Consider the following 20,166-nt stretch of genomic DNA (forward strand, 5'->3'; position numbering starts at 1 on the left):
GCGCCTTTACCGCCTTTTTAAATTTAATAGACATAAGTATATATTGATTGTTACATTCAAATTATGTTTGTTAACTTTTCTAAATGCTACTTTGACGCTTTTTCTATTAATTTTTTTGAAATACTATTGTGCTTGTTTATAAGCAACTCAAGATCTTCATCAAGAATTTCTCCATCTTTTATTTTTATTACTCCATTTATAACTGATAAATCAACCTGTTTTGCATCACATAACACGATTGCGTTGAGTGGATCACTTAATCCTCCGGCAAACTCAAGTTTATCCATTTTAAACCCAATAAAATCTGCTGCCATTAAAGGAGATATCTTTCCTATATAATCATCCATTCGTAAAACCTTTGCTCCGCCCATTGTACCAAGCTCCAGAACTTCAGATACGGTTAACGCATCAGCCCCGTATCTTACCCTCTGTAATAAAAGTGCATTTCTTATTTCTGAAATCATGTTATTTGTATCATTGCTGGCACTTCCGTCCACAGCTATTCCTATTCTGATTTTATCTTTTAACTTTACAATAGGAGCTATACCAGAACCCAAACGCATGTTCGAAGACGGGCAATGTGCCATTCCAACATTATATTTTGAGAGTTTTTCAATATCTTCATCGTTAAGCCAGACCATGTGAGCAAACCATACTCTTGAATTCAACCATCCAAGTTCTTCCATATAATCAACCGGCCTTTTTCCAAACTTTTCTAAGCAATACTCTTCTTCATCTTTTGTTTCAGCAAGATGTGTATGAAGTAAAACATCATATTTTTCAGCAAGTTTTACCGTTTCAATCATAAGCTCAGGAGTCACTGAAAAAGGAGAACACGGAGCCAGAGCTATTCTCAACATTGAATATTTTTCAGAATTGTGGTACTTTTCTATAACTCTTACACTTTCCTGAAGAATTTCTTCATCTTTTTGAACAACACTATCTGGTGGCAATCCTCCATCTTTTTTACTGAGAGACATACTTCCTCTTGTAGGGTGAAACCTTATACCCGTCCGTAACGCCGCTTCAATCTCAGCATCAAAAAGCTTGTTGTTGCCGTAAGGATATAAATATAAATGATCTGTTGTAGTGGTAACTCCTGTTTTAATCATCTCATACATTGCAATTACTGCACTTATGTATACAGCTTCTTCATCAATGTATTTCCATATTTCGTACAGATACACAAGCCAATCAAAAAGTTTTTTATCGGGAGCCAGTCCCCGAGTTAATGACTGAAACAAATGATGATGCGTATTCACAAATCCTGGAATCACCACATATCCATCCATATCATACACTTCATCTGCTTTAATATTTTCCCAATTTTTTCCCACTTTTTTTATAATATTATCTTCTATGAGAATATATCCATTTTCAATATTTCCCAGGGTTTCATCAAATGTGTACAGAAAAGATATATTTTTAAATAGTTTTGTCACGTTTTCCCTCCTCAATCGGAAAAGTACATCTCCATTAATTCATTTTTATGTGCTTCTCTGTATTCTTCGATTAGCTTGTTGGTTTCAAAGACTTTCTCCTGCTGGGCTCTCCAATATGCCTGATCTCTTTGTTTGTCAAGTTCTTCAACAGTTTTTCCCTGTTGCTCTACCCATGTGTAATATTTAAGATTGTGCCATCTTTCTCGACTCCATTTGTCTCCCTCAAATATCCAGCTTGGTTCCTGATAAAGTAATATTCTCTCTGTTCTCGATTTTGCTTCTGCTCTATCTAATTTTCCAAACTGCCTCGTTAAATCCTCCATTACTGATCTGTATCTTTCTATACTATCAGTTGCAACTATGAATATATTATCCTCTGATGAGAAGTTATAGAATTTAGCTATTTTAATAGCCCCTATAAGATTCGCTACACCAGATATTCCAAATTTATCAGAGATAAAATCAACAGCATCTGATGGAACGAATTCCTTAAGGAATTTCATTCCTTCCGGGTCGCTAAGTACCTGTAACATTTTTTTAGAATCCATGTCATCTACCAATACAACAGCATCGTTGTTCATAACATTATGAATCCATGTTACGTGTTTGTCTCCTATTCCCTGAATGTCATGACCACCATACCCATTCATAGCTATTGTAGGACATTGTAATGGTTCAACAGTTACAACTTTTGTTTCAGGAAACTCCTGTTTTACTCTGTCGCCACTTGCTATTGTACCTGCAGAACCAACTCCCAAAACTATAGCCGATATTCTTCCATTGCCTATTTTCTTCTCTTTTACGAGTTCTATCATTGTGTTACCTGTAACGTAATAATGAAATCTGTAATTCCCAAACTCTTCAAACTGATTCAAAATTCTTACATGTTCTGGATCCTTTTGATATAGTTCTTTGGATTTGTCGTATATTTCTTTTACATTAGATTCACACCCTGGTGTGGCTATAACTTCTGAACCATATTTCCTTATTAATTCAAAACGTTCTTTACTCATTAATTCTGGAAGAATCACTATAGACTTATAATTCATTCTTGATGAGACCCAGGCCCCACCTATCCCATAATTTCCAGTAGATGGCCATATCAACGTGTGCTTTAGCGGATCAACTTCACCTGAAACAGTTTTTTCAGCCAGAACAGAATACGTAGCACCAACTTTATGACTTCCAGATGGAAAATTTTTAGCATATAAAACTATTATGTTTGCATCAACCCCGGTTAACTCTTTCGGCATTACAAAGTAGTATATCTCATCATTTTCGTCTCTCCACGTTATATTATACAAATTAACAGGATGTAAAGGATCTTTCTTCTTCATTTCAATAGCCCTTTTTCTTATCTCAGGATCAATCTTCCACGGATGTAGCATTTCTTCAAACGTTGGACCAACAACGGGGATTTTCTTTGCCATTGTAAAACCTCCTTTTTAATTTTTAAATTAGATTATATCCTCCATTGCAATTGGTATTTTCCGTATTCTTTTTCCTAAAGCATGTGAAACTGCGTTAGCAACTGAAGGTGGAGAACTCATTAACGAAGGTTCTCCCAACCCTTTTGCTCCAAAAGGACCTTCAGGATACATATCTTCCACAAAATCCACATGTATATTTTCTGGAACATCTTTCACCGTTGGAATTAAATAGTTATTAAAGTTGTTTGTAATAATTTGTCCATTGTTCATCTTGATTTCTTCCATAACAGCGTAGCCCATCCCCTGAACTACTCCTCCATGCACCTGTCCAACGGCTCCATCATAGTTTATGACTTTTCCAATATCATGGCAAACCCAAGCCTCTTTTAATTGAATTTTTCCAGTTAAAAGATCAACTTCTACTAAAGAAAGTTGAGTACTAAAAGTGTAAGTAACATAGGCTTCACCTATTCCATTTTCGTGGTCAAAGTGAAGTTTTGGTGTTTCAAACCATCCCATTTCCACAAGTTTCACGTTGTTATTGTTGCATAAGGTAGCAATTTCGTCAAAAGAAAAGATCTTATCACGTATATAGCATTTTCCATTTTCAAAAACTATTTCATTATGTCCAACTCCAAAATAATTTGAAAGGAACGTTTTCATATTACTTTTTATTTTTTCCGCAGCAATTTTTACGGCATTTCCACTGAATACCGTTGTTCGTGACGCTACAGTAGGACCACTATCCTGAACAACAAGAGTTTGAGGTTGCATAACATGTATTTTAGAAACATCCTGACCAAGAACTTCCGCGGCTATAATTGCCATGGTTGTTTTTGCTCCCTGACCCATTTCAGTATTTCCTATCATGACATTTATAGTCCCATCCGAATGCACATGAACTTTCGCGCCTGCGCCATCAAGGTGTTGCCCACCAGAACCAAGACTTACTCCATAAAATATGTGTGACCAGCCAAGTCCTAATTTTTTGTAAGTATTAGATTTATTGTATTTCTCTACCTTTTCTTTTAAATTCAGATAATCTGACATTTTGTAAACTCGCTCTAATGTTTTTTTAGCTCCAACTGAAGATACAAGTTTATGGCCGGTGGCTGTTTCTTCATTTATATCCAGAGCATTCTTATATCTGATTTCATAAGGATCAATTCCAAGTTTTTTGGCAGCTTCGTCCATTATAGCCTCCATTGCAAATAAAACCTGAGGCGAGCCAAATCCCCTGAATGCTCCACATGGAACTTTATTCGTATATATGGCGTAAACATCCACATAAACATTTGGAACTTTATAAGCACCGCATGAATGTATTGTCGTTCGATACATAACAATAGGCGAAAGTGTCGAATAAGCGCCCATATCAAGATAGACCGACGTTTCAACAGCAATTAACGTCCCATCCTTTTTAAAAGCAACTTTGTATTTTGATTTGCTCGGATGCCTTTTACTCGTTTCCTTTATATCCATTTCCCTTGTATAAATAATTTTTACCGGTCTTTTTGTAAGATATGATAGCAACGCTGGCTTTGCAGCAATATAAGATGGAACGTCTTCTTTTCCACCAAAACCACCACCTGTTTCTGTTTGAATCACGTTTATTTTATTAAGGGGAAGATTCAAAATAGATGCGACATCTTCCTGAACATAAAAAGGACATTGTGCTGTCACGTAAATTTCCAGAATATCTTCCGGTGTATAAAACGCAACAGCTCCTTGAGGTTCAAGGTAAGCATGTTCCTGATAACCTGTCTCAAAATCCATTTCAATAATAAGATCAGCTTCTTTAAATGCTTTGCTCACATCACCCTTTCTTATTTTTCGATGAAACGCCACATTAGTTTTGCCATTGACAACTGGATCGTCTTTCAACGCTTCATCAATTGTAAGAACTGGGGGCAAATCTTCTATTTCGAATTTTACAAGTTCTGCTGCCTTTTGTGCTATTTCAGGTGTTTCAGCTGCTACCAATGCTATAACGTCTCCTTCAAATCGAACTTTATCACCCTCTGGAACTAAAAAATTCATATCCTTTGTAACTATTCCAAATTTATTACTTCCAGGAACGTCTTTATAAGTAGCAACATATACTACTCCGGGCAATTTCTCTGCTTCTGTAGTGTCAATTTTCTTAAGAATTCCGTGAGGTTTGTTTGCATACACCACTGCACCATAAAGCATATTATGAAAATAATAATCAGCAGCATATCTGGCAGTCCCCTGTACTTTGGCAGCCCCATCTATTCGCTTAACTTTCTTACCTATATACTTCACAACTTCACCTCCAATTAAACAAACAGATCCACTATTTCCTGTTTTGAAACTTTAACCAATCCTTTATTTGTTATTTTCAACTCCGGTATTACAGCAAGCTGTAAAAAATGTATATTCATAAGAACATCATCTGTACATCCAAGAAGCTTTATAGCCTGTTTCAGTTCTTTCAGCTGTTTTGTAACTACATCAAGTGATTTATCTGACATCAATCCAGCAATTGGCAACGGCATTTCAGCCAGCACTTTCCCATTTTTTACAATTACTATTCCCCCGTTATTTTTAACAACTCTTTGCATTGCTGTATATATGTCAGCATCGTTCATACCAACAACACCAAGGTTATGTGAATCATGCCCAATTGTAGTTGCAATTGCACCATCTTTTATATTTAAACCGCTCACAAATCCTATACTAAACCCGGACGCGTTATGTCGATCAAAGACAACTATTTTCGCAAGATCTTTTTGAACAACTGGAATTACCTCTCCTTTTTTAACTGAAGGTTCTATTATCAACTCTTTTGTCAAAAGAGAGTCACTTATCAAACCTATAACCCTTATTTTTTTACCTCTATCCTTGACTTTCAAGTCTTCTAACTCTATTTCTTTTACGTTAATTTTTCCAACAGTAGATGGAATATTATTAAAAACACTTGCAATCTCTGAAACAATTTTTCCTTTTTCAGACACAATTTTTGTATCTTTTATTACCATTTCTATTTCAAAATTCTCTAAACTGTTCACAAATACTAAATCTGCTTTATATCCCGGGGCAATTGCTCCCATACTTCTCAAATTAAAATAACGAGCGGTATTTATTGTAGCCATACGAATTGCCAGAATAGGATCCAGCCCCTGTTTTATAGCCTCGCGAATTATACCATCTATATGCCCTCTTTCTTCGATATCTAAAGGATCTCTATCATCTGTGCAAAAGGAAAAAAATTGATGATTAAATACATCCACAGCCGGTAACAATGCATCTAAATTCCTTGCAGCAGTACCTTCTCTTATAAAAATTTGCATACCACGAGAAACTTTTTCTAAAGCTTCATCGATTTTTTCACATTCATGGTCTGAACGTACAAAGGCATCAATATAAGCATTTAATTCCTTTTTTGACAAACCTGGAGCATGCCCATCTATTTTTTTGTATTTATGTCTTAAAATTTCAATTTTCGCAATTAACTCCCTATCACAGTTCAACACTCCAGGATAGTTCATTACCTCACCAAGAGCTATTATTCTAAAAGGATATTTATCTACAAAGCTGACCATATCTTCAGGCCCAAGTCTGGCTCCAGAAGTTTCAAGCTCGGTTGCCGGAACAGCAGATGGTATGGCAATATAAACGTTTAACGGTATCCCTTCAGTTGCTTTTATTATGTATTCTAACCCCTCAGTTCCTAAAACATTTGCTATTTCATGGGGATCAGCTATTATTGTGGTAGTCCCGTGCGGTAAAATAGCCTTGGCAAATTCTATGGGAGATAACATGGAACTTTCTATATGTATATGCGCGTCAATTAAACCTGGGATAACATAAAGCCCTTTTGCATCGATAACATCTTTCGCCGTTTTATAATCTCCAATACCCGCTATTCTTTTTTTGTAAAGAGCTATGTTTGTTTCTTCAATTCTTCCGGTAAACACATTTACTATTTTTGCGTTTTTGATCAACAAATCTGCAGGTTCTTTTTCCAGAGCAACTGGCACTATTTCCTTTATTTTCATTTTTCCCCTCCTTTTTGAAGAGATTATAATAAAAAATATCGCCCTTTGAAAAAGGGCGATATTTTAAGTTTTTTTATTCTCAAGTTTTCAGAAAGCTGAAATTTGCGATTTTTAACCTCTAAGCAATTGCAAAATATTTTGTGGCAGAGTATTAGCCTGTGCAAGCATAGCCATACCAGATTGTACAATAATTTGATGTTTTGTAAATTCCATCATTTCTTTTGCCATGTCAGCGTCTCTTATTCTACTCTCAGAAGCAGTGAGGTTTTCCACAGCTACGCCAAGATTAGCTATAGTATGTTCCAGTCTGTTCTGCACAGCACCAAGTTGTGATCTAACGGTACTAACCTTATGAATAGCCGCATCCACAACACTTATAGTCCTTTCCGCATTATCCTGAGAAGTTACATCAACTACTGAACTAATAAGACCAAGATTCTTTGAATCCACTGCATCTATACCTGAAACCATATTAGCTCCTTCATTAGCACCTATCTGAAAAATCAATTGATTGCCAGTTGTATTTACACCTTCAATTCTGGCAACCGCTGCATCAACTACTTCGTTTACTGGCAAAGAAGAACCAAAATCTGAAAGAGTTAAACTGGTACCGTCCCATCTTAAAGTCACATTTCCTATTGTTCCAACTCCACTGCTAAAATTCACAACCTTAGACGTGGTTCCACCAGCAGTAATAAGTGTTATTCTTGCATCCAGCGCACTCGTTGCAGAACCTGAAAATTGCCCAACTTCTATTAAATAAGTCCCATCAACTGCGTTTGTTCCTACAGTATTCAAAGTCAAATTTATCATTCCGCCATTCACTACTTTACCATCTGCAGAAGCGCGAAAACTCTCGAGATTTCCATTAAGAAGTTTCTTGGTATTAAATTCTGTTGAACGAGCTATTCTATCAATTTCTGATCTCAATTGATCTATTTCTGCCTGTAAACTATCTCTATCAACATCGGTGTTAGTATCAGAAGAAGCTTGAACTGCCAGTTCTCTTATTCTTTGAAGAATTGAGTGGATTTCATTTAACGCTCCTTCAGCTGTTTGGATTAGTGAAATAGCGTCCTGTGAATTTTTAATGGCCATGTTTAAACCATTAATCTGTCCCCTCATTTTCTCGCTTATTGCTAATCCCGCTGCATCATCAGAGGCCCTATTTATGCGTAATCCCGAGGAAAGCTTTTCAAGAGTTTTTCTCATACTGTCATTTGTCAAACTTATTTGTCTCCAGGCATTAAGAGCACTTAAATTATGGTTTATACGCACGCTTACACACCTCCTGTAAAAATAGATCTATTCCTTTAAAATATTTCAACATAATTAAGATAAATTCCTAATTTAATGAAAAAGAGACACCTAAAAGGTGTCTCTTTCAATAAATACCAGATTATCATCTTAATGTTATTTTAACGTTCCAGGGAAATGACACGCGACATAATGTCCTGGATTTAATTCCTTAAGTTGTGGTTCCTGTTTTGAACAAATCTCTTTTGCCACCGGACATCTTGGATGGAACCTACACCCTTTTGGAGGATTAACAGGACTTGGAACGTCTCCTTGAAGAATTATTCGTTTCTTTTTATACTCTGGATTTGGTACAGGTATAGCACTCATTAAAGCTTTTGTATATGGGTGCAGAGGTTCTTCAAATAATATGTTTTTTGGAGCCATTTCAGCAATTTTACCAAGGTACATAACAATTACCCTATCAGAGATATATTTTATGACTGACAGGTCATGTGAAATGAATAAATATGTTAGGTTATGTTTTTTCTGAAGGTCAAGCATCAAATTTATTACCTGCGATCTTATTGAAACGTCCAAAGCAGCTACGGCTTCATCAGCTACTATTAGTTTAGGATTCATCAATAAAGCCCTTGCTATACCAATTCTTTGCCTCTGACCACCAGAAAATTCATGTGGAAATCTATACATGTGACCACCGTGGATTCCAACTTCTTCTAAAGCTTCTTTTACCTTGTCAATCACATTTGACTTTTTTATTGTTCCATGAAGTACAGGTCCTTCTGAAACTATAGTTTTCACTCTAAGTCTTGGATTGAGTGAACTATATGGATCCTGAAAAACTATTTGCATGGTTTTTCTAAATTCAGATCTCTTTTCCTTTATATTATCCAGCATCTCTTTTAAAAAGCCATCTTTACCAAGTTTTTTATACATTTCATAATATTTCTTGTCCACTCCTGTAAATGTTTCTGGATCTTCTGTTTCAAACTTTTTTACATAAGTATTTTTTAAATATTTTGCTGCCTTATATCTGGGCAAAAAGTAATAAGTAGTATCTTCTTCTCCGACAATTATTCTTCCAGAAGTAGGCTCATATAGCCTCAGTATTGTCATTCCCGCAGTTGTTTTACCACAACCAGATTCACCCACTAATCCAAGCGTTTCTCCTTCATATATATCAAAACTAATGTCATCAACTGCACGCACCCACGCGACTACCCTTTTGAACACTCCTGCTCTTATTGGAAAGTGTTTTACAAGGTTTTTTACACTTACCAATACTTTTTTATCACTCATGCGCTTTCACCAGCCTTGTTAATTTTCTGCGCTTCTTCAACTTTTTTGTAGAAGAAACATCTGGATAGGTGATTCTTATTAACTTCATAAAGTGGTGGTATTTCTTTCTTACACTTTCCCTCCACAAATTCACATCTTGTGTTAAACCTACATCCAGGTGGAAAGTGTAACGGATCGGGAACAATTCCTGGAATATTATAAAGTCTTTCCTGTTCTATATCAAGTCTTGGTATGGAGTTCAAAAGTCCCCATGTGTATGGATGTCTCGTTTCTTTGAAAAGTTCTTTTACCTCGGCAGTTTCCATAACCATTCCACCGTACATCACAACAACCCTATCAGCATTTTCAGCAATAACTCCAACATCATGTGTGATAAGTATTATTGCCATACCATATTCTCTTTGAAGTTCCTTCATTAACTCAAGAATTTGAGCTTGAATAGTCACATCAAGAGCAGTGGTTGGTTCATCTGCAATTAACAATTTGGGTTTACAGGAAAGAGCCATGGCGATCATTGCCCTCTGGCGCATACCACCGGAAAGTTCATGTGGATATTCGTCAACACGCTTTTCAGGTTCTGGAATACCAACCTTTTTAAGCATATCAATGGCCATTTTTCTCGCTTCGTTTTTACTTACATCCTGGTGGAGAAGAATTGCTTCCATTATTTGTTCTCCTACAGTAAACACAGGATTTAAAGCTACCATTGGCTCCTGAAAAATCATTGCTATATCATTTCCTCTTATTTTTCTCATTTCATCTTCATCAAGTTCCAAAAGATTTTTTCCTTCAAAAATTATTTCACCATCTTCGATTTTCCCTTTTTCATCCAGCAACCTCAATATAGAAAGAGAAGTAACACTTTTTCCACTACCAGATTCACCAACTATTCCTAAGGTTTCTCCTTCATAAACTTCAAAATCGACACCATCAACAGCTTTAACAATGCCATCTTCTGTATAGAAATATGTTTTTAAATTTTTCACGCTGAGAAGTGGTTTCCTCTCCAATTCTATCACTCCTTTATTTCAATTTCGGATCAAATACATCCCTAAGAGCATCTCCTACCAGATTCCATGCAAGCACAAACAGAACCATCGCTACACCTGGATAGAAAACTGTGTACCAATACGCAAATGCCTGACCACTTGCACCAAGTATATAATTTCTCGTATAGTTAAGCATTGAACCCCAATCTGCATATCCTATAGGCGCTCCTAATCCTAAAAAGGATAACGCAGCAGCAGTTATAACTAACGAGCCCAATCTCATTGTTGACTGTACTAAAACGGGGAAAATTGTATTTGGAAGTATATGTCTTAATATTATTACAAAATTCTTTATCCCAAGAGCTTTTGCAGCAAGAACATATTGTTCTTCCTTAACCTGTAATATGTTTGCACGTATAAGACGAGCTGTAGCCATCCATCCAAATACAATCATAGCGATCATAACTTTATCAAGACCACTTCCAAGAATTGTAGTAAGAACCATAGCCGCTAAAAGAAACGGTATTGATAGAAAAACATCGGTAATTCGCATCAACACTTCATCAATCCATCCTCCAAAATATCCGGCTATTGAACCTATTACAAGACCTATAAGCGTTGAAGCTATAACCACTATCAATCCTATCTTAAACGCTGTTCTTGTTCCCCAGACAACCCCGTAATAAATATCGCGCCCGGCAATCATACCGAAAGGATGATCTTTACTCGGTGCCACAGGATCCGAATTCCAGCTCAAAATTGGCATAATATATGGATTATCGAGTTTCATTGGATTACCGTTTTCATCAGGAAATAAAGGATTTATTGGTGGTGCTAACAAAGGAGCAAATAACGCTACTAACGTGAAAAATATCAAAAGAGAAAAACCTAAAACAGCTGATGGATTCTTAAATAGTTTTCTTAAAATTCTTTTGGTTTCAGTATTCACTTCTCCAAGCACCTCCTTAACCAAGTCTTATTCTTGGATCTATTGCAGCGTAAAGTATATCTATTATTAGATTACCAACTATTAAAACAGTAGAATAGAACAACACACCACCAAGAATCGCAGCATAATCAAGTTGAGTTGCAGCCTGCGCGGTAAACCTACCCATTCCTATTCTATTGAAAATCACTTCCACAATAACGGTTCCTGATAACAAACCTATCACCATTGCACCAGCAACAGTAATCACCGGTATCATTGCATTCTTTTTAGCATGCTTATTTATAACATCTTTTTCGGCAACACCTTTCGCTCTTGCTGTTCTTACATATTCTTTTCCAAGAACTTCAAGCATACTTGAACGTGTTATTCTCAAAAGGTATGCCCACCAGAGCCATGAAATTGTTAGAATTGGACCAATTAAATGCCTTAAAGCATCCCAGAATATGTCAAATCTACCGTTTAACAGGGCATCTATAGTAACAAGATGAGTAATATTTTTAAATTCTGGAGATTTCACAACAGCGTCAGCCCAATTACTTAACGTACCAGGTGGAAACCATCCAAGTACCGAATAAAATACCATTAATACTATCAGTCCGAAAACAAAATCAGGCAATGACCAACCAACAATTGCAAATATTCTTATAAAATGATCGAGAAATTTATCACGATGCACCGCCGCGGAAACCCCAAGCCATATACCAACACCTATAACTGGTATCATTGCGTAAAGAGCTAGCTCAATTGTATAAGGTATCCTTTCTTTAATAGCATCAGCAACAGGCTGTTTGGCTGTAACAGACCAACCAAGGTCTCCTTTTAAAACTCCTCCTAACCATTTGAAATATCTTTCCCACATGGGAGCGTCTAATCCATACTTTGCCTTTAATGCGTCAAGTTCTTCGTTGGAAAGTTTGTCAAAAACGTTTGGGTTAACATATGCTGAGAGTAATTTGTCTGGGCCAAGAATTTCAGTGAAGCTAAAGATAATGAGGGTCACTCCAAAGAGAATCAGAGGAAGTAACAAAAGTCTTCTTATAATGTACGCAGTCAACCGGATACACCTCCTAAGGTTTCTTTTCAATAGTTCTCTTATATTATAGCAACTTGTCAAAATGTTTCAACATAGATTCTTCCGATTAATTAATTGTTAACACTTAATTATCAACTTTATCCTTCTATAACTCTTCTTTAATCCTTCTTGCTAATTTTTTCCCAATCACTTTTTCCAGTTCTTCCATACTTGCCTGTCTTATGTCATCAATTGTTCCAAAATGTTTCAAAAGTTTTTTCTTTCTTTTAGGTCCTATTCCTTCTATACTATCAAGAATGGTGCTTCTTAAACTGCTTTCACGTAATTTCTGGTTATAAGTATTGGCAAGGCGATGCGTTTCGTCTCTAATTTTTATAAAAGCTCTTAACACTGGATGATCGTCTGGTAAAGATATCATTCCATTTTCGGTAACTATTGTCTCATTTTCTTTGGCCAGTCCAACTACTGGAACATCTTTTCCCAATTCTTTTAAGGTATTTTTTACAACATTTACCTGACCTTTACCACCGTCTACAAAAACTAAGTCTGGAATTTCATGTTTACTATATCTCCTTTTTACAAATACCCTTAAGCTTTCATAATCATCAAGAATATTCCCAAGTTTATAACGCCTATATTTCTCCTTTAAAGGTTTCCCATTTTCAAAAACTACAAGAGATGCAACGGTGTGTTTTCCAAAAAGATGTGAAATATCTGTTCCCTCTATAATCACCGGGAGTTTTTTTAAGCCAAGTATTTCTTTCATTTGCTTCAATATCTCTCTCGAAATAACAGCCTTTTCAAGTTCAATCATCAGATTTTCAAATGCTATTTTCAAAAGAATTTCATCAGATTCATCCTCTGGTAAGGTTATCGGAATTTCGAAAGACAATTTTCCACGATCTTTTATAACTATTCTTTCAGGAAGATCGCTTCCCTTCCCATAATAAAATTGATACAGAAACTCTTCAATATCCACATCTGCTTCATAAATGAGCTTTGATAAAAGAATACCTCCACGCATTTTTATAACAACAAACTTATTATCTTCATAGGCTATGTAATCAACATTACGATTATCCGAAAGAATAATTCCCTGAGATTTTATCACTTCATCAAAACTATTCATCATATCTCTATATTTTGCAGCGTTTTCAAAATCAAGCATTCTTGCATGATGTTCCATTTTTTTTGTAACAAACTCTCGTACAAATTTAAAATCTCCAGAAAGTGTTCTTTTCAAATTTTCAATAATAGCAGTATAACCTTTCTCATCAATCACTTTTACACAGGGTGCACTGCAAAGTCCTAAATGATATTCCATGCAACTTCTTTTAACTTTCATCAAATCCTTTTTACACGTCCTAAATCTAAAAATCTTTTGCAGTATTTCGACAAGCAATTTTGCAAAAGATACATTCGTATAAGGTCCAAAATGAGTACCAGATTGTCTTTTGTTCCTCACCACTTCAACATAAGGAAATAGATCGTTGCTTATTCTAATATATGGATAATATTCAGCTCCCTTTAGCATCACATTGTATTTTGGTTTATGTTTGTAAATAAGAACGGCCTCAAGCAAAAGAGCTTCACGTTCATTGAGAACTAAAATTGTTTCAATCTCATTTGATTCTGAAACTATCAGAGCACTTTTTTCTTCTCTTTTTGCCAGATGTGAAGAAATACGTTTTTTAAGATTTTTGGCCTTTCCAATGTATATAATTTCAGAATTTTTTTTAAACATATAAACTCCTGGTTTTTCAGGAATTTTATTCAGTACAGAACGATCCAGCACTTTTTCACCTCATGTTTTAAATTGCAAAAATAACAAAAAATGGGGGTTCCCCCCCATTCTAATTACAAAACCAACACTTATTTTATATTTCTATGAGTATAACCAACAAATAGCATTATAACATAAGCCCATCCTATAGAAAATAACGAGATCATTGCTGCATTTCCTACCCAGAAAAAGTCAAAAATCAATATTAAAATCATGAGCAAAGATGCTACAATGGAAAAACGCATACCTTCCCTTACCTTAAGACTTCCAAAATTTTTGAGTAACATAATAGAAATTATGCTCAACAAAGCGTATGCAAAAGGTGAAATAGAAAATCCGAGTCTTGTTAAAAATCTTGTAAAACCACCACTTGCAAAAAAAGACAACGAAATAATCAAATAAACCATAGAGGTGACACTTGCTATTCCAAAAGTTGATTTTGCTTGCTGGACTATTCCAAGTACCAGAACAGCACCAAGAACTATATTAGCAATGAACATCAGAGTTGAGTAAGCCGTTACTGTAAGCACTTTTATTCACCTTCACTTTCGATAAATTTTAAATATTCATCTTTGTCAAAAAGCTCATCTAACTGGGCAGGATCTGAAATTTCAATTTTTACAAGCCATCCTTTGCCTTCTGCATCTTCATTAACAAGCTCTGGAGAAGTTTCGAGTTCTTCATTTATTTCTACTACTTTTCCTGAAACTGGAGCATAAACATCTGTTGCAGCTTTAACACTTTCTATTGATAAGATTATTTCACCTTTTTCGACCTCTTTATCAACTTCAGGCAAATCCACATAAACTATATCCCCCAACTCTTTTTGAGCATGTTCTGTTATACCCATGTAACCAGTATCTGTATCAATCCATTCATGAGTCTTTGTGTATTTTTTCATTACTTTATCCCTCCCCAATTAGTTTTGTTCACAAATATTTTAACACATGAAAGCATGTTTTCAAGTTACGTTTTAAATGGTTTTTAGAAAAATTAGACACTAAACACTTTTATTCAAAAAAATTGAGCTTATACGAACTTTTGAATAAATATAAAAATACATAAATTCCATATATTGCGTCCATTGGCTTAGAGATTGATTTGATTTTGTTTTAATTCATAAACTTTTGCTACTTTATTAATAGATTCATTATACCAACAAAAATTAACGAAAGTGTATAAGCCAGTGTAAGACTATAACCCACAGAAACAGCGACCCATTTCCATTTTCCAGTTTCGGAGCGAATTGTTGCAAGAGTTGCAAAACACGGAATGTAAGCAAGTACAAATAAAAGTAATGCATACGCTGATACCGGAGTTAATGAAGTAGTCAACGCCACTTTTGCCATTTGAAGATTTTCTTCAGCAAAACCATAAAGCATTGCAAAAGTGGAAACTATAACTTCTTTCGCAATTCCTCCGAAAAACAAAGCGGTTCCTACCTGCCAGTTGAATCCTAACGGTTTAAGCACAGGTTCCAAAAATTTTCCTATGTAAGCCGCATAACTCGTTTCAACATTTCCGTTATCTGGAAAGTATGAAACAAACCAAACAAGAATACTTGTTGCAAATATTATTGTTCCCGCTTTTTTTATAAAATGACTCCCCTTATTCCACATATAAATATAAATGTTCTTCAACGTAGGTATTCTATAACGAGGTAGTTCCATTATAAGCGGAACTTCCTCTCCTTTGAAAAATATTTTATTTATTATAATTGCTGAAAGAGCCGTTAACAAAATGCTCACAAAATATATTGAGAACAAAATTTCCCCCCTATATTTTGGAAAGAAAATTCCCACTATCATGAGATACACAGGGAGTCTTGCACTACACGACACAAACGGCGCGGCAATTATTGTACTAATTCTTTCTTTCTCGTCATTAAGTCCTCGAGTACTCATTATGGAAGGTACATTACACCCAAAACCAAGAAGGAGTGATATAAAAGCTCTTCCCGAAAGTTTCATTTTATACATTATCCTATCAACAACAAAAGCTGCACGGGGCAAATAACCAGTCTCCTCAAGAATCCCTAAAGCGAAAAACAATGCGAATATATTTGGTATAAATACGAGAACACCTCCAACACCACCAATAACTCCATCTGCAATTAATGAAAGAAACGCATTATCCCCAAAACTTTTTATATATTCACCAAGCGCTGAAAATCCTACATCCAGAAGGTCAGAAAGTGGTTGAACTACATCAAAAGTAAATTTAAAAACAAGGTACATTATTAATATAAGCAACGGTATCCCAAAATATTTATGCGTTAAAATATGATCAATTTTATCATTAATTGTTTTCTGGATACTCAACGACTCTCCAGAATAAGCTTCTTTTATAACGTTTCTTACATGGGAATATCTTACAGTTGCTATTTTTGACTTAGAAGATTCAACAAAATCCTCTGGTAGCTCTGTTTTACTGTTTATAACTTTTAGAAAATCTCTGTCTCCTTCCAGGATTTTTAATGCTACAAATCTTTTATTTTGATATAAATTTTCAGGTATAAGTTTTTCTATAGATGTGATATTTTTCTCAAATTCACCGTAACTAAAAAGAACCTTTTTTGAAACCTTCCCTTTTGCAACTTCAAGAATCCTATCTTTCAGCTCTGATACACCTTCCCCCGTTTTGGCAGATGTGAAAACCACAGGGACTCCGAAATGTTTCTCAAGTTCGTATCGGTCTATTTTTATGCCCAGCCTTTTTGCTTCATCAATAGAATTCATTGCAAGTATAACATTTGTTGTTACTTCAAGAGTCTCAATAAGGAGATAAAAACTCTGCTCTGGATTTATACTATCTGCTATTAAAACAGTCACATCTGGTGGAGAATAAAATAAAAAATTTCTTGTAATCTTTTCATCAGTACTTTGTGCAGTCAAACTGTAAGTTCCAGGCAAATCAATAATACGAAGAATATTTCCACGCCATTCGGTAGCTCCTTCAACTTTTGTAACAGTTACGCCCGGCCAATTTGCAATATACTGCCTTGCTCCAACTAAAGTATTGAAAATACTCGTTTTCCCAACATTAGGATTTCCTACAAGCCCCACAGACACGATCATTTCTACAACCTCCTAACAATTATCTTCTCTTTAATTCCAAATCCTAAATCTATTTTTGTTGAATTAATAAACACTTCCCCGTTGGTGATATCTAAAATTGTACCAGGAGTTATCCCGAACCTCTTAACTTTCAGTTGAAACATTTTTCCTCCAAGAAGTTTTACAACCTCAAATTTTCCATCGGAAACATAAGCAAGGGGAACAAAATTGCTCAAAAATTCTACTTCAATAAGCTTTGCTTCAGAGTTTCGAAGAGTAACCAATTTGTTAAAAACGCGATAAAGACGTGGATCACCCATGGGAGACGAACGCACAACTTCTATTTCAACATCTGGAATAATTCCTATTCCAAGTATTCTATTCGACACGTCGCTCTCTCTTATTTTCACTATTCTAACTCTTAAACCAGGCAATACTCTATCAAGCGTCATAAAACACCCTCCCATAATTTGTTTTTTATTTATTGAAAATTATTCTCAATAACCATTTTAACACAAAACTTTTTTTAATCAAGAGGTAATAATCGTATAATTTACATAACATCAAAATAAATCCCCCGAATGTTCGGGGGATTGTCTATATTTGTCTCAGTCTCTTTACAAATTTTTTTGCAAATTCCCTCAAACGTTCAAAGTCTTCTTCATCGGGAGAAAATTGAACTTCTACAGGTTCACATGCAAGTTCCCATTTATTCCTTTGTATATAATCAACTATTCCTTTTACACCTCCACCACTCCATCCATATGTCCCAAATACTCCAAATATTCTGTTTTTTATTCCTTTATGAGCAAGATTAATTATAAGATTTTCCATGGGAGGAAAAATGCCATTGTTATAAGTAGATGTTCCAAAAATAACTCCTTTGAATCGCCATATTTCGTTTATTATAAAAGATTCGTGAACCTGCGACGAGTTCATAACACGTATATTCTTTACCCCTTCTTTGGCCAAAACTTTCGCGATAAAATCAGCCATCTTCTCAGTATTCCCATACATTGATCCGTAAGCTATAACAACTCCTTCTTCCACTTCATACCTGCTCCACCTGTCGTACGACTCTATAATTCTTTGAGGGTTACTTCTCCATATGGGTCCATGAGTGGAAGCTATTATTTTGATTTCAACTTCTGAAAGTTTTTTAAGCGCTTTTTGAACCATTGGTCCAAACTTGCCAACAATGTTTGAATAATATCTTCTTATTTCGTTTTCATAATAATCTATATCAACTTCATCATCAAATATGCCACCATCAAGTGAACCAAACCCTCCAAAAGCATCTCCTGAAAAAAGAATTTTTTCAGTTACCTCGTAAGTCATCATAGTTTCGGGCCAGTGAACCATGGGAGTTATATAAAATTTCAATTTATGTTTTCCCAGGGAAAGTTCTTCTCCATCTTTTATTTCAACAAAATTATCGCTAAGGCCATACAATGCTTTAAGAAATTCCCGTGTTTTTTTATTACCAATTATTTTTACACCCGGGAAAGCGTGGATTATGGAAGATATGGATCCTGAATGGTCTGGTTCCATATGATTTATTACAAGATAATCGAGAGATTTACCACCTAAAACTTCTCTGATCTTTTCTACAAATTGTTCAACTTTACTAATTTTTACAGTATCAATTAGCACATTTTTTTCATCTCTGATGAGATATGAATTATAAGACACACCTTTTGTTAGAGGCCAGATATTTTCAAATAATACTGTGTCCCTGTCATTTACACCTGCATAAAAAATATCATCAGTTATTTTTAATACTCGATGCATAATCTACCTCCTATCAAAACGGAATTTCTATCCCCTTCAACCAGAAAGCTTTTAATTCTTCCTCTGTGGAAGGAATTTTTATTTTCCCAATTCCTACAAGATTTTGTATGTAAACAATTTCTGCCAACAGTTTATTTGATACTAAACCTTTGGTAAATGGCATTCTACTTATACCTTCACCTTTTTCTTTGATTCCCAGTTCAACATTGCCAGGTTCCCATTCACCTGTATAAGCTTTAACAACACCTAAATAGGAAGCAACATCCACTCTTTTAATAGCACTCGCTAATATATGTCCAGGTGCCTGCCATTCCTGTTCTATATCACCACCAAGCATGAACACTCCCCCATTTTTATACAGGTCATCAATGAATTCTGGAAGATTATCTATATTAGCTCTTTTTTGATTTTCTTCTTTTATCGCTTCTAAAAGCCCAAGTGCTGTACCACCACAGGCTTGTTGAATAATATCGTACCCTTCGCTTATTAAAGCCTGCCCAAATTCTTTACCTTTTTTTGGATCAGTAAATGTATTTGCATAGACACTTTTCACTTTGATGTTAGTCTTATGAATCTGGTTATACGCTTTTACCCCCGCCTCAAAACCTATAACATATCTTTGGACTGGAGGGATGGGGATACCGCCTAATATTGCTACTTTTCCTGTTCTTGTCATTCCCGCTGCCAGGTATCCTGTTAAAAAACTACCTTCCTGCTCTTTAAAAGTAAAAGTCATCACATTTGGAAGGTTTTTTTCTTCTGGAAAGCTGAAATCAATACCAACAAAATACGTTGCAGGATATTGCTGAGCAACTTTGAAAAAGGCATCAGACATTAAAAAACCTACAGCAAAGACCACATCTGCTTCTTCTGCAGCTTTGCTGAGGTTTGGAATATAGTCGCTTTGTTCTTTTGACTGAATAACTTCATATTCAAGTCCATACTCTTCTGCAGCTTTAACAATTCCGGCCCATGTCCCATCCATAAATGAACCATCTCCGAGTCCTCCTATGTCTGTCACCATAATAACTTTAAAAGCAAATCCAGAAACAATTAACCCTACTAAAAAAGCCAGCATAAAAAATCTTTTCATATCAAACTCCCCCTTCTTGTTT

The 20,166-nt window shown here is 35.4% G+C and carries 16 protein-coding genes; all 16 read right to left on the reverse strand.

What is annotated here, in order from left to right; translation table 11 throughout:
• Window positions 1-86: 86 nt before the first annotated feature.
• The 16 genes from JYK00_RS07880 to JYK00_RS07955 all read right to left on the reverse strand — a co-directional run bounded on the left by JYK00_RS07880 (window position 87) and on the right by JYK00_RS07955 (window position 20,144).
• Window positions 87-1,442 carry an 8-oxoguanine deaminase gene (locus JYK00_RS07880; RefSeq protein WP_207566365.1) on the reverse strand — a complete coding sequence of 452 codons (1,356 nt, stop codon included), beginning with the start codon at window positions 1,440-1,442 and terminating at the stop codon, window positions 87-89.
• A gap of 11 nt (window positions 1,443-1,453) precedes the next feature.
• A complete protein-coding gene (locus tag JYK00_RS07885; protein WP_207566366.1) occupies window positions 1,454-2,872 on the reverse strand; it encodes a PLP-dependent cysteine synthase family protein in 1,419 nt (472 codons plus the stop codon).
• A gap of 27 nt (window positions 2,873-2,899) precedes the next feature.
• The gene (locus JYK00_RS07890) at window positions 2,900-5,158 is read right to left on the reverse strand and encodes a xanthine dehydrogenase family protein molybdopterin-binding subunit (RefSeq protein WP_207566367.1); all 2,259 of its coding nucleotides are present in this window, start codon (window positions 5,156-5,158) and stop codon (window positions 2,900-2,902) included.
• 14 nt (window positions 5,159-5,172) lie between these two features.
• Window positions 5,173-6,894 (reverse strand): adenine deaminase, encoded by a 1,722-nt coding sequence (gene ade, locus JYK00_RS07895; protein WP_207566368.1) that lies wholly within the window; start codon window positions 6,892-6,894, stop codon window positions 5,173-5,175.
• A 111-nt stretch (window positions 6,895-7,005) separates the two neighbouring features.
• Window positions 7,006-8,172, reverse strand: a complete 1,167-nt coding sequence (locus JYK00_RS07900; RefSeq protein WP_207566369.1) for a flagellin N-terminal helical domain-containing protein — start codon at window positions 8,170-8,172, stop codon at window positions 7,006-7,008.
• Window positions 8,173-8,307: 135 nt separating this feature from the next.
• Window positions 8,308-9,450, reverse strand: coding sequence for an ABC transporter ATP-binding protein (locus tag JYK00_RS07905; protein WP_207566370.1), 1,143 nt, complete (start codon window positions 9,448-9,450; stop codon window positions 8,308-8,310).
• Window positions 9,447-10,460: an ABC transporter ATP-binding protein gene (locus tag JYK00_RS07910; protein ID WP_207566371.1), complete on the reverse strand. Its 1,014-nt coding sequence runs from the start codon at window positions 10,458-10,460 to the stop codon at window positions 9,447-9,449. The genes JYK00_RS07905 and JYK00_RS07910 overlap by 4 nt, the downstream gene beginning before the upstream one ends.
• A 13-nt stretch (window positions 10,461-10,473) precedes the next feature.
• Window positions 10,474-11,388, reverse strand: a complete 915-nt coding sequence (locus JYK00_RS07915; RefSeq protein ID WP_207566372.1) for an ABC transporter permease — start codon at window positions 11,386-11,388, stop codon at window positions 10,474-10,476.
• A 16-nt stretch (window positions 11,389-11,404) separates the two neighbouring features.
• Window positions 11,405-12,442 carry an ABC transporter permease gene (locus JYK00_RS07920; protein WP_207566373.1) on the reverse strand — a complete coding sequence of 346 codons (1,038 nt, stop codon included), beginning with the start codon at window positions 12,440-12,442 and terminating at the stop codon, window positions 11,405-11,407.
• Window positions 12,443-12,566: 124 nt separating this feature from the next.
• The gene (uvrC, locus tag JYK00_RS07925) at window positions 12,567-14,216 is read right to left on the reverse strand and encodes an excinuclease ABC subunit UvrC (protein ID WP_207566374.1); all 1,650 of its coding nucleotides are present in this window, start codon (window positions 14,214-14,216) and stop codon (window positions 12,567-12,569) included.
• A gap of 77 nt (window positions 14,217-14,293) precedes the next feature.
• Window positions 14,294-14,734: a hypothetical protein gene (locus JYK00_RS07930; RefSeq protein WP_207566375.1), complete on the reverse strand. Its 441-nt coding sequence runs from the start codon at window positions 14,732-14,734 to the stop codon at window positions 14,294-14,296.
• Window positions 14,735-14,736: 2 nt separating this feature from the next.
• The gene (gene gcvH / locus JYK00_RS07935) at window positions 14,737-15,105 is read right to left on the reverse strand and encodes a glycine cleavage system protein GcvH (protein ID WP_207566376.1); all 369 of its coding nucleotides are present in this window, start codon (window positions 15,103-15,105) and stop codon (window positions 14,737-14,739) included.
• A 229-nt stretch (window positions 15,106-15,334) separates the two neighbouring features.
• Window positions 15,335-17,281: a ferrous iron transport protein B gene (feoB, locus tag JYK00_RS07940; RefSeq protein ID WP_207566377.1), complete on the reverse strand. Its 1,947-nt coding sequence runs from the start codon at window positions 17,279-17,281 to the stop codon at window positions 15,335-15,337.
• Window positions 17,282-17,283: 2 nt separating this feature from the next.
• Window positions 17,284-17,712 carry a FeoA family protein gene (locus JYK00_RS07945; RefSeq protein WP_207566378.1) on the reverse strand — a complete coding sequence of 143 codons (429 nt, stop codon included), beginning with the start codon at window positions 17,710-17,712 and terminating at the stop codon, window positions 17,284-17,286.
• 145 nt (window positions 17,713-17,857) lie between these two features.
• Window positions 17,858-19,051, reverse strand: a complete 1,194-nt coding sequence (locus tag JYK00_RS07950) for an FprA family A-type flavoprotein (RefSeq protein ID WP_207566379.1) — start codon at window positions 19,049-19,051, stop codon at window positions 17,858-17,860.
• Between the two features lie 13 nt (window positions 19,052-19,064).
• Window positions 19,065-20,144, reverse strand: a complete 1,080-nt coding sequence (locus JYK00_RS07955; protein WP_207566380.1) for a BMP family lipoprotein — start codon at window positions 20,142-20,144, stop codon at window positions 19,065-19,067.
• Window positions 20,145-20,166: the final 22 nt, after the last annotated feature.

The organism is Thermosipho ferrireducens (assembly GCF_017358165.1).
Classification (GTDB): Bacteria; Thermotogota; Thermotogae; order Thermotogales; family Fervidobacteriaceae; genus Thermosipho_B; species Thermosipho_B ferrireducens.

Coding starts and splice junctions, on each gene's coding strand:
- JYK00_RS07945 (WP_207566378.1), bottom strand. CDS start 17,712: ATGACGCTTGATAGAGTATTGCCTGGTTTAAGAGTTAGAATAGTGAAA.
- JYK00_RS07885 (WP_207566366.1), bottom strand. CDS start 2,872: ATGGCAAAGAAAATCCCCGTTGTTGGTCCAACGTTTGAAGAAATGCTA.
- JYK00_RS07950 (WP_207566379.1), bottom strand. CDS start 19,051: ATGCATCGAGTATTAAAAATAACTGATGATATTTTTTATGCAGGTGTA.
- feoB (WP_207566377.1), bottom strand. CDS start 17,281: ATGATCGTGTCTGTGGGGCTTGTAGGAAATCCTAATGTTGGGAAAACG.
- JYK00_RS07905 (WP_207566370.1), bottom strand. CDS start 9,450: ATGAGTGATAAAAAAGTATTGGTAAGTGTAAAAAACCTTGTAAAACAC.
- JYK00_RS07955 (WP_207566380.1), bottom strand. CDS start 20,144: ATGAAAAGATTTTTTATGCTGGCTTTTTTAGTAGGGTTAATTGTTTCT.
- ade (WP_207566368.1), bottom strand. CDS start 6,894: ATGAAAATAAAGGAAATAGTGCCAGTTGCTCTGGAAAAAGAACCTGCA.
- gcvH (WP_207566376.1), bottom strand. CDS start 15,105: ATGAAAAAATACACAAAGACTCATGAATGGATTGATACAGATACTGGT.